This is a genomic window from Bradyrhizobium sp. AUGA SZCCT0176 (genome assembly GCF_018130145.1).
Taxonomy (GTDB): Bacteria; Pseudomonadota; Alphaproteobacteria; order Rhizobiales; family Xanthobacteraceae; genus Bradyrhizobium.
Genome location: NZ_JAFCMB010000003.1, coordinates 490,379 through 505,081 on the forward strand (window position 1 = coordinate 490,379; position 14,703 = coordinate 505,081).

Sequence of the window (14,703 nt, forward strand, 5' to 3'; positions counted from 1 at the left end):
GCTCCATGCCGGGGCAGTTCCGCCCAAGGGGGGTGTGACGATGCGTGACTGTTCGACCAACCGTGCTGGATTTGACCGCGTGCTGATCGCCGTCGCGGCAACCTTCCTAGCGGTGTCCGCGACTTCTGCACTGGCGGGTCAGAGCGATACGCCCCGGGCCAGCGCTGCAGAGCTCGCGATCGATGCAGCAGTTCCGCGTCCCGAGCCGGCCAACGTTCCGCCGCCGACCGCCAGCGATTTTAGGATCGACGCCACCGCGTCGGTGCCCGATCCAGCCAAGACGGCAGCACCCGCACCGAGCACGACCGTTCCCGATCCGAAGCCGGCCGAAACCGTCACCGCGCCCGCGGCCGACACCCCCAAGAACGACGCTCCCAAGAGCGACACCGCGACCACGACGCCCGCAACGCCTGCGCCCGCAACGGCTGCAGCACCTGCCGCGGAGCCGGTGAAGGCCGCGAGCAGTGTCGCGCCGGCGGATCAGCCGGTCGCCGACAAATTGCGCGACATGCTTGCCAGCAAGGCGCTGCGCACGTTCGATCGCAAGGGCGAGCGCGCCGCGGTCGAAAAATTCTACAGCGCCCGCGAATTTGCGCCGCAGTGGACGCAGGCCGGCAAACTGACCGCCGGCGCCAAGGGCGTCGTCGCGCGCCTGAAGGACGCTGCTGCCGACGGCCTCAACCCCGCCGACTATCCGGTGCCGGATTTTGCAGCCGCCACCTCGCCCGACCAGCTGGCAGACGCCGAACTGAAGCTGACCGCCAGCATGCTGGACTATGCACGCCAGGCGCAGAGCAGCCGGATGCACTGGTCGCAGGTCGCCGCCGACATCCTCTATCCCGAGCATCCGACCGATCCGGCCGAAGTTCTGGCCAACATCTCGACCGCCAAGGATGCTTCCGCAGCGCTCGAGGGCTACAACCCGCCGCTCAAGCTCTACAAGGATTTGAAGGCCAAGCTCGCCGAACTGCGCGGTCAGGGCGAAGGCCCGGTGGTGCAGATCGCGGAAGGCGCTCCGCTCGCATTCAAGGCGGCGACCAAGAAACAGCCGGAGGCCGCCCCCGAAGATCCGCGTGTGCCGCAACTGCGCGCCAAGCTCGGCGTCACCGAAAATCCCGACGACACCAAATACGATGCCAAGGTCGCCGCAGCGGTACGCAAATTCCAGGAAAGCGCCGACCTCAAGCCGACCGGCGTGCTCGACGACAAGACCGTCAAGGCCATCAACAGCCCGAAGCGGGATCGCCAGATCGACACCGTGATCCTCAACATGGAACGCTTGCGCTGGCTGCCACGCCAGCTCGGTGTGCCGTCGCTCAACAACGCCTATGTCATTCTCAACGTCCCCGACTTCACGCTCAAGGTGATGCAGGGCGGCGCCCAGGTCTGGACCACCCGCGTCGTGACCGGAAAGCCGGGAAACCACGCCACGCCGATGCTGACCGAGACGATGAAGTTCATCACCGTCAATCCGACCTGGAACGTGCCGCCGTCGATCATCTACAACGAATATCTGCCGGCGCTGCAGCAGGATCCGACCGTGCTGCAACGCATGGGATTGAAGCTCGAACGCAACCGTGACGGCTCGATCCATATCTCGCAGCCGCCGGGTGAGGCCAATGCGCTCGGCCGGATCCGCTTCAACTTCCCGAACAAGTTCCTGGTCTATCAGCACGACACCCCCGACAAAAACCTGTTCGCCAAGGAAGAGCGCGCCTTCAGCCATGGCTGCATGCGGGTGCAGAATCCGGATCAATACGCCTCGACGCTGCTCAACATCGTCATGCCGAACGACAAATACACGCCCGAAAAAATCCGCAGCATGTATGGCCGCAGCGAGATCGACCTGAAATTCCCGACCCCGGTCCCGGTCCACATCACCTATCAGACCGCGTTCGTGGATGATTCCGGCAAGCTGCAGATGCGCAGGGACGTTTACGGCCGCGACGCAAGGATGCTGCCGCTGCTCAAGAACTCCGGAAGCAGGGATCTGGAGAACGTTGTGGCCCATGCCAACCCGAGCTACGTCCGGCCGAGCGGCGCGTCACTGCCCTCCAACGTCGCCTTCAACAATGATTACGGCAGCTCCGGTCCTTCGTTCTTCGAGCGGCTGTTCGGCGGACCATCGGTCACGCCCCCCGCGCCAGTCGGCCGCCGGCCGCAAGCGCAACCCCAGCAGCAGCGACGGGTGATCACCCGTTAAACCCCGGGGGTCTTAATCCCCGGGTCCCGGCTGCCTCTCGAAATTTTTAAGTAAAATCAACGATCTCGCCGCTTTGGCGAGATCGTTTACGTTAACCATTATCCATCTCGGTTTTGGCACAGGGCACTTTTTCGCCACAGTCGACGGGTTAGGTTAAGCCTAACTTGGGGGCGGGTCGGTAAACTTCGGTTAACCCTCCCGCTTTAATAAAGCGTTCACCCTCTTTCGCAGGTCCTTGGGAGGCCTGGTTTGCGAAAGAGATCCGTGATCGCTCGTCGACTGGGTGGGCTCATACGTGCTGACTGGTTTCGCGCGCCAAATCAATTCGCTTCGTCTGCCGAAGGCCGGATATCAAATCGGCCTGACTTCGCTGTTGCTCCTTGCCGGAGCCGGGTCGGTGCATGACGCGACCGCGCTGAACGAGACCCGGACGCTTTCTTTCCACCACACCCACTCCAACGAAGACCTCACCGTCACCTTCAAGCGCGACGGGCGTTACGACGAAGAGGCGCTGAAGAAACTCAATCACTTCCTCCGCGACTGGCGCAGCCAGGACCAGACCACGATGGATCGTCACCTCTTCGACATCCTCTGGGAAGTCAACCGCGACGTCGACGGCAAGCAGCCGATCCAGATCATCTCCGCCTACCGCTCCCCCGCCACCAATGCCATGCTCCGCCGCCGCTCGTCCGGCGTGGCCCGCCACAGCCAGCACACGCTCGGCCACGCGATGGATTTCTTCATCCCAGGCATTGCGCTCGAGCAGATCCGCGCCGCCGGACTTCGCCTGCAGCGCGGTGGCGTCGGCTTCTACCCGACCTCGGGATCGCCGTTCGTTCATCTCGATACCGGCAGCGTCCGTCACTGGCCGCGCATGACGCATGATCAGCTGGCCCGGGTGTTCCCCAATGGCCGCACCGTCCACCTGCCCTCGAATGGTGGTCCGCTGAAGGGTTATGAACTGGCCCGCGCCGACATCGAGAAGCGCGGCAGTGGCGACGACGCTGCAACGGTGGGCAAGAAGCCCAGCCTGTTCGCCTCGCTGTTCAAGGGCGGCAAATCCAGTGACGAGGATGACGAGGGCGGCGCCCCCGTCACCGTCAGGAACGAGAAGCCCGCTCCTTCTGTGGTGGCCGCCGCCGCGGCCCCGAAGGCCGCCGACACCAAATCCGCCGAGATCGTGCCGACGCCGCGCGCAAAGCCGGTCGCGGCAACGATCCAGCTGGCCTCGGCTGATGCGCAGATCGTTCCGGCGCCCAAATCTAAACCGGAGGCCAAGCCGGCCGCGCAGGCTTCCGCCGACAAGCCAGCCGAGCCGAAACCGCAGACACCCGCCGACATCATCAACGCCCGCGGCTTCTGGGGCGATGCGCCGACGACGGCCAATCAGCCCACCCCCGTGCAGCTCGCAGCCCTCAGGGCCCGTCAGGCCGTCGGCGCCGCCGATCCGCAGCCGACTGCCAGCGTTGCCGAGGCTTTCAACAAGGCACTGGCCTACGCGCCGGCCGCCTCCTCGCCGGTTGACCGCGCCAACGTCGTCGCAGCCTCCGCGCCGATCCCGCGCACCGTGCGGCCGGCGCGTAATGCCGCCGCTGCCGCCACCGAAATCAACAGTGTCGTCGCCAAGGGGTCGCAGGGTCAGGCCGGCGTGATTTCGACCTCGACGCGGCTTGCCGCCGCCAAGGGCAACGATGTCTGGATGCGGGTCGTGATGCTGGCACCGAGCGCGAGCAACGCGATGTCGACGACCGTGCTGGGCGATACCGACATGACGCTGATGCGCAGCTACTTCGTCAAGCCGCCGTACGCGATCACGATGGGCTTCTCGGAAGATCCGATGCTGGGGATGACCACCGACCGGTTTACCGGATCGGCGACCGCCAAGCTCACCACGCAGTCTTTCGTCGTGCGCACGGCGTCACTGCGCTAAGCACGCACAACTTCCATCGGTCTCGAAATCATCCTCGCGAGAGCGCGGCCCCTGCGCCGTGATCACCGTGTTCGTGCTCGGCTGCGTCAGGCCGGCAAGCCTGCCTTGAGCAGGCCAGCCTCGTGACGCTGGCGGTCGATGGCGTGCTTGTAGTGCTGGGTGGCGAGGTAAACGGCCACCGAGAATGCCGGCTCTGACTTTAGAACCTCGGCGACGTGCGCAGCGGCGGCGACCGCGTTGCCCATTTGCGCAAACGTGGCTGCGAGGAAGGCATGATGGGTGTAGTCGGGCCGCGTGATCCGCGAAAAGGCCTCGATGGCGTCGGCATATTTCTCGGCGCAGTAGCAAGCGCGCCCGAGGTGGCTCCAGAAGCGCTCCGGGTGGTACGGGTTGAGGCGCATCGCCTTCTTGATCCAGTCGATGCCTTCCTCCGGCCGCCCGAGCCAGGTTAGAAGCTCGCCCTGCTGCACCACGACAAGGTCGTAGTTGGGATTGAGCGCGAGCCCTCGCTCCTGGTGATACGCGGCCTTGTCATGGTCGTTACGGTTCAGGTTCAGCGCGGCGAGAATCCGGTGCACGTCGCTGTCATTGTCGTCGAGCGCCAGCGTGACCTCCAGCTCCGCGGCCACCTGCTCGAAGGTGGCATCGCGATCGGCACACCAGCCATAGACCCACGTCTGGCCCAGCACGCATGCTTTCCAGGCGTGGGCATGCGCATAGTTCGGGTCGAGCGCGAGGGCGCGGTCGAGCAGGCGCTGCGCTTCGGCATTGTCCTCGCGCGTCGAGCGGTGGTGCCGCACCTTGGCGGCCAGCACGCACTCATACGCCGCCATGCTCTCGGTCGGCTTGCGTTTTGCGCGGTCGTGCCTGGCGGCCTCGACCCTGCCGGGGAGCGTTGCGACGATCGCATGAGTGATTTCGTCCTGGATGGCGAATATGTCCTCAAGCTCGCGGTCGTAGCGTTCGGCCCAGACGTGCTGGTCGGTTTCTGCGTCGATCAGCTGTACGGTGACGCGGACGCGATCGCGCGCCTTGCGCACGCTCCCCTCGAGGACGTAATCGACGCCAAATTCGCGCGCGATCTCCCGCACGTTGACCGCCTTGCCCTTGTGCACGAACGTCGAGTTGCGCGAGATGACGAGCAAATCGCGGAACCGTGACAGCTCGGTAATGATGTCCTCGGTGAGGCCGTCCGCGAAGAATTCCTGCTCCGGATCGCCGCTCATGTTGGCGAGCGGCAGCACGGCAATCGACGGCTTCTTGGAGGCCGGCGCCGCCACCGCAGCGTCCTTCGCGCCCTCCGGCGCGGCTTCCGGATCGGCGTCGAGCCGAACCCGGAAGACGCGGATCGGACGGACGATGTTCTTGACGCTCTGCTCGCCGAGATCCTCGAATGCGACGTCATCCAGCCGTTGGCCGACCTGATCGCGCACCGCGCCGGAGACACAGATGCCGCCAGGCTCGGCGAGCATTTCGAGACGCGCCGCCACGTTGACGCCGTCGCCAAAGATGTCGTTGTCCTCGACGATTATGTCGCCAAGATTGATGCCGATCCGGAACTGTATCCAGCGCGCCGGCGAGACGTCGGCGTTGCGCCGCGCCATCCGGCGCTGAATCTCGGCAGCACACAGCACGGCATCGGCGACGCTGCGGAATTCGACCAGCATGCCGTCGCCGGTGGTCTTGATGATGCGGCCATGGTTCTTCGTGATGACCGGATCGATGAGTTCGATCCGGTGGGTCTTGAGACGGGCAAGCGTCCCCGTCTCGTCAACCTCCATGAGCCGGCTATAACCGACCATGTCGGCGGCAAGGACCGCTGCGAGCCTTCGCTCTGGTCCAGGCACGTCCATTTCCAGGTTCCCTTGCGGGCAGCCTAACAGAGGCGGAGCCGTGGCCCAAGCTGGTTTCCCCGGAAGTGCCTGCTAGAGCGTTTTCCAGCGAAGTGGACGCCGGTTCGCGTCAAGAAAACGCGTCAAACCAAGAATCCAGAGCCCCGTTCCGATTCCATCGGAACGGGGCTCTAGCTGGCGCCTCACAGCATCCCGAGCGCCTGCATGTAGGTTTCCAGAATCGTCTCCTGCTCGGCGCGCTCATTGGCGTCCTGCTTGCGCAGGCGAACAATGGTGCGCAGCGCCTTGACGTCGTAACCATTGCCCTTGGCTTCGGCATAGACGTCGCGGATATCGTCGGAGATCGTCTTCTTTTCCTCTTCCAGCCGTTCGATGCGCTCGACGATGGCCTTGAGCTGGTCTTTTGCGAACTTCGTCGCGGGTTCTTCCTGGACGGCGGCGGCAGAGTTGGCCATCGGGTACTCCTGAGTGGAACTGAATGGTAGGCTGAAAGATCAAGCGCCGCACGCTTCACCGCGCGGCGCTTTCTGAGATTGACCCTCAAGAGTGCGGCGCCTTGCGTCAAGGCACCATCGCGCTCATCCACAGCGCGCCCACAGGAAGGTACATTGTAGCCCGGATGAGCCAACGGGTCGCGCGAATGCGCGCCCGATGACAGGCTCCGCGACATCCGGGACGGAGGCACGATCTTCCCGGATATCCGGGCTACGAAGCGCGCCGACGCTCTAATGCCCGCTATGGGTCTTCTTCATCGCCTCCAGCTTCTCGGGACTGGCGGTGCCCTGAAACTTCGACTTCCAGGTCTCATAGGGCATGCCGTAGACCGCCTCGCGGCTCTCATCCTTGCTGATCGCCACACCTTTGCCGTCGGCCGCTTCCTTCATCCAGTTCGACAGGCAGTTGCGGCAGAAGCCGGCCAGGTTCATCAGGTCGATGTTCTGGACGTCGGTCCGGGTGCGCAGGTGCTCGACCAGGCGCCGGAAAACGGCGGCTTCCAGTTCTGTTCTGGTTTTGTCGTCAATTGTCATGGCTTGGTCCCGCAGGGTTATTCCTGAGCATATTGATATCAGGTGGGAATTGTCACAGATTTTGCCATATCGGCGCGCAAACCAGCGCGGACCGGGTTGAATCCGGACGTCCCGCATCGTGGGAAACGCGCTTGCCGGGCGTTGACAGCTCCCGCCGGGCAAGCGAAATCGTCAATGATTTGATATAGCTTCGCCATATGATCGGAACAGATTCTCTGCCTTCACGCCTCTTCCCCGCTCGCCTGACCGCCGGCCTCCTGCCGGCGCTGGCGTTGGCGGTGATGGGCCTGTGGAACAGTTCCGCGGCTGCTGACTTTCGCCTCTGCAACAACACCTCGAGCCGGGTCGGCATCGCGCTCGGCTACAAGGACGCCGAGGGCTGGACCACCGAGGGCTGGTGGAACGTCTCCTCGCGCAGTTGCGAGACGCTGCTGCGCGGAACGCTTGTCGCACGGTTCTATTATATCTACGCGCTCGACTATGACCGCGGCGGCGAATGGTCGGGGCAGGCCTTCATGTGTTCGCGTGACAAGGAATTCACCATCAAGGGTACCGAGAATTGCCTGGCGCGCGGTTTTGACCGCACCGGGTTCTTCGAGGTCGACACCGGCGAACAGAGAGCATGGACCGTGCAATTGACCGAAGCCAATGAACAACCCGCGCAGCAGCGCGTGCCGGGGATTCCGGGAACGGTCGGTCCCGGTGGTGTACCGGGCCTGTCGCCGGGCGGACCGCCGCAAGGCGGATCCGGGCAGCCGCCAGCTTCGGCGCCCAAGCAATGAGGCGCCTCCGTCGTATCAAGATCCTCGCCACCCTCGGCCCGGCATCGTCGGACAGCGCGATGATTCGCAAGCTGTTCGAGGCCGGCGCCGATGTGTTCCGCATCAATATGAGCCACACCTCGCACGACAAGATGCGCGAACTGGTCGCGACCATTCGCAATGTCGAGAGCAGCTACGGCCGGCCGATCGGCATCCTGGTCGATCTGCAAGGACCGAAGCTGCGTCTTGGCTCGTTCAATGAAGGCGCCACCCAGCTCAAGAACGGCCAGAGTTTTGTTCTGGATTCCGACAAGGCACCGGGCGACAACAGCCGCGTCCAGCTACCGCATCCGGAAATCCTGGCGGCGCTGCGGCCGGGTCACGCATTGCTGCTCGACGACGGCAAGGTGCGGCTGATCGCCGAGGATACCTCGCCCGATCGCGCGGTGACGCGGGTGGTGATCGGCGGCAAGATGTCGGACCGCAAGGGCGTCAGCCTGCCCGACACCGACCTGCCGGTCTCGGCGATGACGCCGAAGGATCGCGCCGATCTCGAAGCGGCGGTGACGACGGGGATCGACTGGGTCGCGCTTTCCTTTGTGCAGCGCGCCGAGGACGTCAATGAGGCCAAGCGGCTGATCCGCGGCCGTGCCGCCGTGATGGCCAAGATCGAAAAGCCGCAGGCGATCGACCGGCTCGGCGAAATCCTCGAGGTCTCCGACGCGCTGATGGTGGCGCGGGGCGATCTTGGCGTCGAACTGCCGCTGGAGCGGGTGCCCAGTCTTCAAAAGCAAATGACGCGCATGGCGCGCCGCGCCGGCAAGCCGGTGGTGATCGCAACCCAGATGCTGGAATCGATGATCCAGGCGCCGGTGCCGACGCGCGCCGAAGTCTCCGACGTCGCGACCGCGGTCTATGAGGGCGCCGACGCAATCATGCTGTCGGCGGAATCCGCCGCCGGCAAATTCCCGGTCGAGGCGGTCTCGACCATGAACCGCATCGGCGAGGAAGTGGAGCGCGATCCGACCTATCGCTCGGTGCTGACGGCGCAGCGGCCCGAGCCGGAGCAGACCGTCGGCGACGCCATCGCGGACGCCGCGCGGCAGATCGCCGAGACGCTGGAATTATCCGCGATCATCTGCTGGACCAGTTCGGGCTCGACCGCGATCCGCGTGGCGCGCGAACGGCCGAAGCCGCCGGTGGTGGCGATTACGCCGAACCTGGCGACAGGGCGCAAATTGTCTGTCGTGTGGGGCGTGCATTGCGTGGTCGCCGAAGACGCGCACGACCAGGACGACATGGTCGATCGCGCCGGCTCGATTGCGTTCCGCGACGGCTTCGCCAAGGCGGGCCAGCGCGTGATCATCGTCGCCGGCGTACCGCTCGGCATCGCCGGCACCACCAACATGGTGCGCATCGCCTATGTCGGCCCGGAAGGCAAAGCGGATAAGTGACGGCGTGCCCTTAGCGCCGTCATTCCGGGATGGTCCGAGGACCAGACCTCAGGGGCGCAATTTCGCCCCGGGGAATCTCGAGATTCCGGGTTCGATGCTTCGCATCGCCCCGGAATGACATGATCACTGCAGCGTCGCGTCCAGCGTGATCTTGGTATTCAGCAGCTTCGATACCGGGCAGCCGGCTTTTGCCTTGCCCGCCAGTTCCTCGAACTTCGCCTTGTCGGCGCCGGGAATTTTCGCATTCAACGTCAGATGCACCGAGGTGATGGCAAAGCCGTCGCCTTGTTTCTCAAGCGTGACGTCGGCCTTGGTTTCCATCTGCTCGGCGGTGAGCTTGGCTTCACCGAGGATCAGCGACAGCGCCATGGTGAAGCAGGCGGCGTGCGCGGCTCCTATCAATTCTTCCGGGTTCGAGCCCGGCTTGCCCTCGAAGCGGCTGGCGAAACCGTAGGGATAGTCGTTCAGCGCGCCGCTCTTGGTCGAGATCGCGCCCTTGCCGTCCTTGATGCCGCCCTGCCATTTGGCCGAGCCTGATGTCGTCGTCATGGAATGCTCCTTCACGCGTGAATACCGATCACGCCCAATTTGGCGGATGGTTGCGTCAGAGCGATGTCAATTGCCGGTGATATCAGCGCAAACGCGTTCCGCGTTTGTCGCGAGCGATCATGCCCTACGCGCCCACCAGCGCCTTGGCCGGCAGCACCGCCTGCACCACGAGGCCGCGAGCGCGGGCGTCCATGACGCCGACCGCGCGCAACGCCAATAGCGTCACGGTCTGCACGGCGTCACGCAGTTTTGCGGAATCGTCCATATTGTCCGGGGCCAGCGGGCCGACCAGCGCCTCGTGCAATGCGCCGAGCAGCGCGGTGGCGGCGAGCGCGGTATCCTGCGCCGGCAGATGTCCGGCACGCACGGCCGCCTCGATCCTTGCTGCGATCTCGCCGGAGATTTCGCGGCGGCTGGCGAGCCGCGAAGCCGACACGTCGACATCGACCGGCTCCGCCAGAATCCCCCAGGCGAGCTTGCGCTGTGACAGCACATGGACGGCAACCGTCGTGACCGCCGCGGCCAGCGCCGAGGACGGCCCGGGCGCTGCCTCCGCCGCGCGGCGGATCGCGGCCAATTCGTCGCGCGAGACTTCGGCGATCAATTCGGAAATCAGTTCGGCCTTGGACGGGAAATAGCGATAGACGGTTCCGGCCGCGACATTGGCGCGGACCGCCACGGGGGCGATCTGCACCGCCGCCATGCCGCCGTCCGCCGCAGCGTCCCGCGCCGCCGCCAGAATGGCGCTGCGCCGCGCCGCCAGCCGCTTCACCACTTGCTGGGTTCGCCGATAGACCATGGCGCGCTTCCCCATCCCCGGGCGCGTCCGCACCCGGGAGGGGTTGCAAGATCGCGCTGCTTCAATGTTTTGAGCAATTGTCCCCAATCGCTTTGAAGAACTGAACAACTATTCAGGCCAGAAGACAAGAAGCAAATATGACGGTATGGGACACAAATGCCCGCTGAACGCAGCGTCTAATTGGTGGGCCGATAACCATAGCCGTTTCCCGAATATTAAGCCTTCCCGCGCAACTGTGCCCTACAACCTCGCAGGGTGCGGCATGGTCAATTCGAACGCTTTCACGGCCTGGCGGCTGTTTCAGCTGAACTGGATTCCGATTGCTGCCATGGGCGCCGTGGTGCTGCTCGGGGGCGCGCTCTGCGGTTTCACGATAAAACCGCTCGCGCTGGCCGTAACTCTGGGGATCGTGGCGGCATTGGCGCTGATCGCCTACCTCCATGCCTTCGCCAAGGGCGATCAGGCGGATCCCAAGCTGATCTTTCCACTGGGGGCGATTTCCCAGCTGCTGTTGATCGCGACGATCATGGGACCGCTGACCTACGTCGCTGCTGTGACCAACTGGCCGCTGCAGGACCGCGCCTTGCTCGCGATCGATCGCGCCATGGGCATGGATCCGGAAATGATCGCGCGATACGTCAACGACCGTGAGTGGCTGGGCGCTTTGCTGGTGCGCAGCTACACCCTGATCAAGATCATCCTGCTCGCGATCCCGCTCGTTCTTGCCCTGACATCGCGATTTGTGCGGCTGCAGGTGTTCGTGCTTGCGTTCAGCCTGACGCTGATCATGACGCTCGTGATTTCGACGTTCACGCCGGCGGTCGGAACTTACTACGGCCTCAACATCGACCCTGCGCAATTCTCGTCGCTGGATGCCTCGATGTATCAGGCGCAGCTGCGCGACATCCTGGCGCTGCGCGACGGCTCGCTGCGGCATCTCGAATTGCTCAAGATCACAGGCATCGTATCCTTCCCGAGCTTCCACGCGGCATCCGCCGTGCTCTACATCTGGGCGCTTTGGCCGGTGCGCTATGTTGGAGGGGCCGCCGTCGTCCTCAATATCCTGATGATGGCTTCGACGCCGGTGATCGGCGCCCACTACATGATCGACGTGTTCGGCGGTGTCGCGCTGGCCGTGATCGGCATCTGCCTTGCCAAATACCTCGTGAACATCGTGGTGCCCGCGTCGTCGAAGGCACAGGCCGCGCCGCAGGTAGCTCTGGTGCCGGCATTGGATTAGCCCGCCATCGTCGTGCTTTGCGATGGTAAATTCTGACTAAAACGCTTGTCCGCCCGGTTAACGGCTTCTTCGCCAAACATCGTCATTGTCAGGCGCGTGAGCCCGCAATTCACCAAAATGTATCGCGGCCATGGTCAGCTGGCGAAAGTTCCTGCGGCACGCCGTGCCTGTCAAACCAACGAGCCGGCCCAAAATCCGATGACCATTTCCTTCGCCAATCCGATTGTTAATGGCGCCAGTGTCCGCAGCCTCGGGCGCGTGCTGATTCCGCTGTTGACCGGGCTCGTCGCCTATCTGATCTTCCTGTCGCTCGGGGAAATCCTGCTGCGGGATTCCGACACGCTCTGGCAGATCAGGATCGGGCAGTGGATCGTCGAGAACGGCGCCGTGCCCTACACCGACGTTCATACCTTCACCCGGTTTGGTGAACCCTGGATGTCGAGTTCCTGGCTGTCCCAGGTGCTCTATGCCGTTTCCTATGAATCTTTAGGTTGGGCCGGCCCGGTCATCCTGACCTCGCTCGCGATCGGGGCGACGGTCACGATCTTCATGTACCTGTTTGCCGACTATCTCGACCCCACCCGCGCGATCCTGCTGGTCACGCTTGCGGTGCTGGAGTCGGCGACCCACTTCCTGGCACGCCCCCACATGCTGGCGTTCCCGTTCATGGTCGCGTTCCTCGGCGGGCTGCTGGCGGCCGCAGATCGCCGGAGCGCGCCGTCATGGTGGCTGCTGCCGGTGCTTGCCCTTTGGGCCAATCTGCACGGCGGTTTTGTTCTCGGACTGGCACTGATCGGACCGATTGGCCTGGAAGCGCTTTGGAGCTGCGAACGCAAGGACCGCATCAGGCTGACGATGCAATGGGCGATGTTCGGTGTTGCCGCCGTCGCGGCGTGCTGCTGCACCCCCTATGGCTGGAACACGCTGATCGGCGCGGCAAAGATCCTCAGCCTCGGCAAGCTGCTGTCCATGATCTGGGAATGGATGCCGGCCAATTTCGCCACCTGGAGCTTTTTCGAATTCACGCTGCTCGGCCTGATCGGTCTCGGCTTCTATCGAGGCCTCTCATTGTCGGTGCCGCGAATCATCCTGCTGCTCGGCCTGCTCTGGATGGCGCTGTCGCATTCCCGGAACATCGAAATCTTCGCCTTCATCGCGCCACTGGTCGTGGCCAAGCCGTTTGCCGAGCAGTTGGGAACGCTGCGCACGGCGATGGTGCCCGTTCGGGAAGGGCAGTCGCGGGCGCCTGTCGTGATGCTTGCCGCGCTCGCGGTGGCGGTGGCCGGATGGGCATCGACGCAAGTGTTCATCGCGCACCACCCGTTCTCGTTCCTGCCGTCCCAGACGCCGGTCGCAGCGGTGGGCGTCCTGCAGAAGCGGCAGGCTCAGCGCATCTTCAGCACGTCGCCGTTTGGCGGCTATCTGCTGTCTCGCGACATCAAGGCCTTCATCGACGGCCGCGCCGAACTCTATGGCGAACAGTTCGTCCTTGACTATTTCGACGCGGTCACCGCCAAGGACGTCAACATACTGCTCGCCACGCTCGACAAGTATCAGATCGACGCAACCTTGCTGGGGCCGGATTTGCCGGCCACCAAGGTGCTGGATCATATCGCGGGCTGGAAACGACTGTACACGGATGACATTGCCGTCATCCACGTCCGCGACGATCAGCGCAAGGCCGCTCCATCTTCCGCGCCGGGCTCGTCGAACTGACGCCCGGCTCTCACTCCCAGGTCAGCGCGCCACCGTTCTGATATTCAATGACGCGGGTCTCGAAGAAGTTCTTTTCCTTCTTCAGGTCCATCGCTTCCGACATCCATGGGAACGGGTTCTCGGTCTCGTCGAACACCCGCGCCAGCCCAAGCTGCGCGCAGCGGCGGTTGGCGATGAAGTGCATATAGGTTTCGCACAGCGCCGCGTTCAGCCCGAGAAAGCCGCGCGGCATGGTGTCCCGGCCGTAGCCGGCTTCGAGTTCGGCCGCGGTGCGCACCATGTCACGAACCTCGTCCTGGAACGCCTTGGTCCACAGATGCGGATTCTCGATCTTGATCTGGTTGATGACGTCGATGCCGAAATTCAGGTGAATGGATTCGTCGCGCAGGATGTACTGGTACTGCTCGGCAATCCCGACCATCTTGTTGCGGCGGCCGAGCGACAGGATCTGCGCAAAGCCCGTGTAGAACCACATGCCCTCGAAGATCACATAGAAGGCGACGAGGTCGCGCAGGAATGCCTGGTCGGCCTCCGGCGTTCCGGTCTTGAAGTCGGGATCGTCGAGATGCTGGGTGTGCTTCAGTGCCCACGCCGCCTTGTCGGTAATCGACGGCACCTCGCGGTACATGTTGAACAACTCGCCCTCGTCCAGCCCCAGGCTCTCCACGATGTATTGGAAGGTGTGGGTGTGCACCGCTTCCTCAAACGACTGCCGCAGCAGATATTGCCGGCATTCCGGATTGGTCAGATGGCGGTAGATCGCCAGCACGATGTTGTTGGCGACCAGGCTCTCGGACGCCGCGAAGAAGCCGAGATTGCGCTTGATGGCGCGGCGCTCGTCCTCGGTGAGGCCGTCGCGCGACTTCCATAGCGCGATGTCGGCCTGCATCGAGACTTCGGTCGGCATCCAGTGATTGTTGCAGCCGGCGAGATATTTCTCCCACGCCCATTTGTATTTCAGCGGCAGCAATTGATTGACGTCGGCGCGGCAATTGATCATCCGCTTGTCGTCGACCGACACACGGCCGCCGCGGCGGTCGATGGTACCGAGCCCGGTTTGATCGGCCTCGGCAGGAGGTGATGCCGCAAAGGACGGCGGCGCGTGAGATGCGGGCGCGGAAGGTTCGGACCAGTCGAGCATTTGATTTATTTCCTGATGTTTCTTGCTGC

Annotated in this window: 12 protein-coding genes; 6 read left to right on the forward strand and 6 right to left on the reverse strand. The window is 63.8% G+C overall.

The annotated features are described in order from the left end of the window. Nucleotides 1-40: 40 nt before the first annotated feature. Together JQ600_RS10540 and JQ600_RS10545 are read left to right on the forward strand one after the other, a co-directional pair. On the forward strand, nt 41-2,203 hold the full coding sequence (locus JQ600_RS10540; RefSeq protein ID WP_212390222.1) for a murein L,D-transpeptidase: 2,163 nt from the start codon (nt 41-43) through the stop codon (nt 2,201-2,203). A gap of 283 nt (nt 2,204-2,486) precedes the next feature. Then, complete coding sequence (locus JQ600_RS10545; protein ID WP_212390223.1) at nt 2,487-4,133, forward strand: DUF882 domain-containing protein; 1,647 nt, start codon at nt 2,487-2,489, stop codon at nt 4,131-4,133. 86 nt (nt 4,134-4,219) lie between these two features. Here the strand turns inward: JQ600_RS10545 and JQ600_RS10550 are convergent, their stop codons facing one another. The 3 genes from JQ600_RS10550 to JQ600_RS10560 form a co-directional block, all read right to left on the reverse strand. After that, a complete protein-coding gene (locus JQ600_RS10550) occupies nt 4,220-5,986 on the reverse strand; it encodes an adenylate/guanylate cyclase domain-containing protein (RefSeq protein ID WP_212390224.1) in 1,767 nt (588 codons plus the stop codon). A gap of 182 nt (nt 5,987-6,168) precedes the next feature. Then, nucleotides 6,169-6,441 carry a DUF2312 domain-containing protein gene (locus JQ600_RS10555; protein ID WP_212265608.1) on the reverse strand — a complete coding sequence of 91 codons (273 nt, stop codon included), beginning with the start codon at nt 6,439-6,441 and terminating at the stop codon, nt 6,169-6,171. A 270-nt stretch (nt 6,442-6,711) separates the two neighbouring features. Continuing rightward, complete coding sequence (locus JQ600_RS10560; RefSeq protein WP_212390225.1) at nt 6,712-7,014, reverse strand: DUF1244 domain-containing protein; 303 nt, start codon at nt 7,012-7,014, stop codon at nt 6,712-6,714. A gap of 197 nt (nt 7,015-7,211) precedes the next feature. Here JQ600_RS10560 and JQ600_RS10565 point away from each other — a divergent pair, with 197 nt between their 5' ends. Together JQ600_RS10565 and pyk are read left to right on the forward strand one after the other, a co-directional pair. Beyond that, the gene (locus tag JQ600_RS10565) at nt 7,212-7,796 is read left to right on the forward strand and encodes a DUF1036 domain-containing protein (RefSeq protein WP_212390226.1); all 585 of its coding nucleotides are present in this window, start codon (nt 7,212-7,214) and stop codon (nt 7,794-7,796) included. Continuing rightward, complete coding sequence (gene pyk, locus JQ600_RS10570) at nt 7,793-9,229, forward strand: pyruvate kinase (protein ID WP_212390227.1); 1,437 nt, start codon at nt 7,793-7,795, stop codon at nt 9,227-9,229. The genes JQ600_RS10565 and pyk overlap by 4 nt, the downstream gene beginning before the upstream one ends. Nucleotides 9,230-9,352: 123 nt before the next feature. Here the strand turns inward: pyk and JQ600_RS10575 are convergent, their stop codons facing one another. Next, nucleotides 9,353-9,778 (reverse strand): OsmC family protein, encoded by a 426-nt coding sequence (locus tag JQ600_RS10575; protein WP_212265604.1) that lies wholly within the window; start codon nt 9,776-9,778, stop codon nt 9,353-9,355. A gap of 124 nt (nt 9,779-9,902) precedes the next feature. After that, on the reverse strand, nt 9,903-10,577 hold the full coding sequence (locus JQ600_RS10580) for a TetR/AcrR family transcriptional regulator (protein ID WP_192736811.1): 675 nt from the start codon (nt 10,575-10,577) through the stop codon (nt 9,903-9,905). Between the two features lie 262 nt (nt 10,578-10,839). Here JQ600_RS10580 and JQ600_RS10585 point away from each other — a divergent pair, with 262 nt between their 5' ends. Together JQ600_RS10585 and JQ600_RS10590 are read left to right on the forward strand one after the other, a co-directional pair. Next, nucleotides 10,840-11,817, forward strand: coding sequence for a phosphatase PAP2 family protein (locus JQ600_RS10585; RefSeq protein ID WP_212390228.1), 978 nt, complete (start codon nt 10,840-10,842; stop codon nt 11,815-11,817). Between the two features lie 198 nt (nt 11,818-12,015). Next, nucleotides 12,016-13,533, forward strand: coding sequence for a hypothetical protein (locus JQ600_RS10590; protein ID WP_212390229.1), 1,518 nt, complete (start codon nt 12,016-12,018; stop codon nt 13,531-13,533). A 10-nt stretch (nt 13,534-13,543) separates the two neighbouring features. On the opposite strand, the gene JQ600_RS10595 is transcribed toward JQ600_RS10590, so the two are convergent. Next, nucleotides 13,544-14,674 (reverse strand): ribonucleotide-diphosphate reductase subunit beta, encoded by a 1,131-nt coding sequence (locus JQ600_RS10595; protein ID WP_212390230.1) that lies wholly within the window; start codon nt 14,672-14,674, stop codon nt 13,544-13,546. Between the last annotated feature and the right edge of the window lie 29 nt (nt 14,675-14,703).

Coding starts and splice junctions, on each gene's coding strand:
- JQ600_RS10540 (WP_212390222.1), top strand. CDS start 41: ATGCGTGACTGTTCGACCAACCGTGCTGGATTTGACCGCGTGCTGATC.
- JQ600_RS10550 (WP_212390224.1), bottom strand. CDS start 5,986: ATGGACGTGCCTGGACCAGAGCGAAGGCTCGCAGCGGTCCTTGCCGCC.
- JQ600_RS10555 (WP_212265608.1), bottom strand. CDS start 6,441: ATGGCCAACTCTGCCGCCGCCGTCCAGGAAGAACCCGCGACGAAGTTC.
- JQ600_RS10560 (WP_212390225.1), bottom strand. CDS start 7,014: ATGACAATTGACGACAAAACCAGAACAGAACTGGAAGCCGCCGTTTTC.
- JQ600_RS10565 (WP_212390226.1), top strand. CDS start 7,212: ATGATCGGAACAGATTCTCTGCCTTCACGCCTCTTCCCCGCTCGCCTG.
- pyk (WP_212390227.1), top strand. CDS start 7,793: ATGAGGCGCCTCCGTCGTATCAAGATCCTCGCCACCCTCGGCCCGGCA.
- JQ600_RS10575 (WP_212265604.1), bottom strand. CDS start 9,778: ATGACGACGACATCAGGCTCGGCCAAATGGCAGGGCGGCATCAAGGAC.
- JQ600_RS10580 (WP_192736811.1), bottom strand. CDS start 10,577: ATGGTCTATCGGCGAACCCAGCAAGTGGTGAAGCGGCTGGCGGCGCGG.
- JQ600_RS10585 (WP_212390228.1), top strand. CDS start 10,840: ATGGTCAATTCGAACGCTTTCACGGCCTGGCGGCTGTTTCAGCTGAAC.
- JQ600_RS10590 (WP_212390229.1), top strand. CDS start 12,016: ATGACCATTTCCTTCGCCAATCCGATTGTTAATGGCGCCAGTGTCCGC.
- JQ600_RS10595 (WP_212390230.1), bottom strand. CDS start 14,674: ATGCTCGACTGGTCCGAACCTTCCGCGCCCGCATCTCACGCGCCGCCG.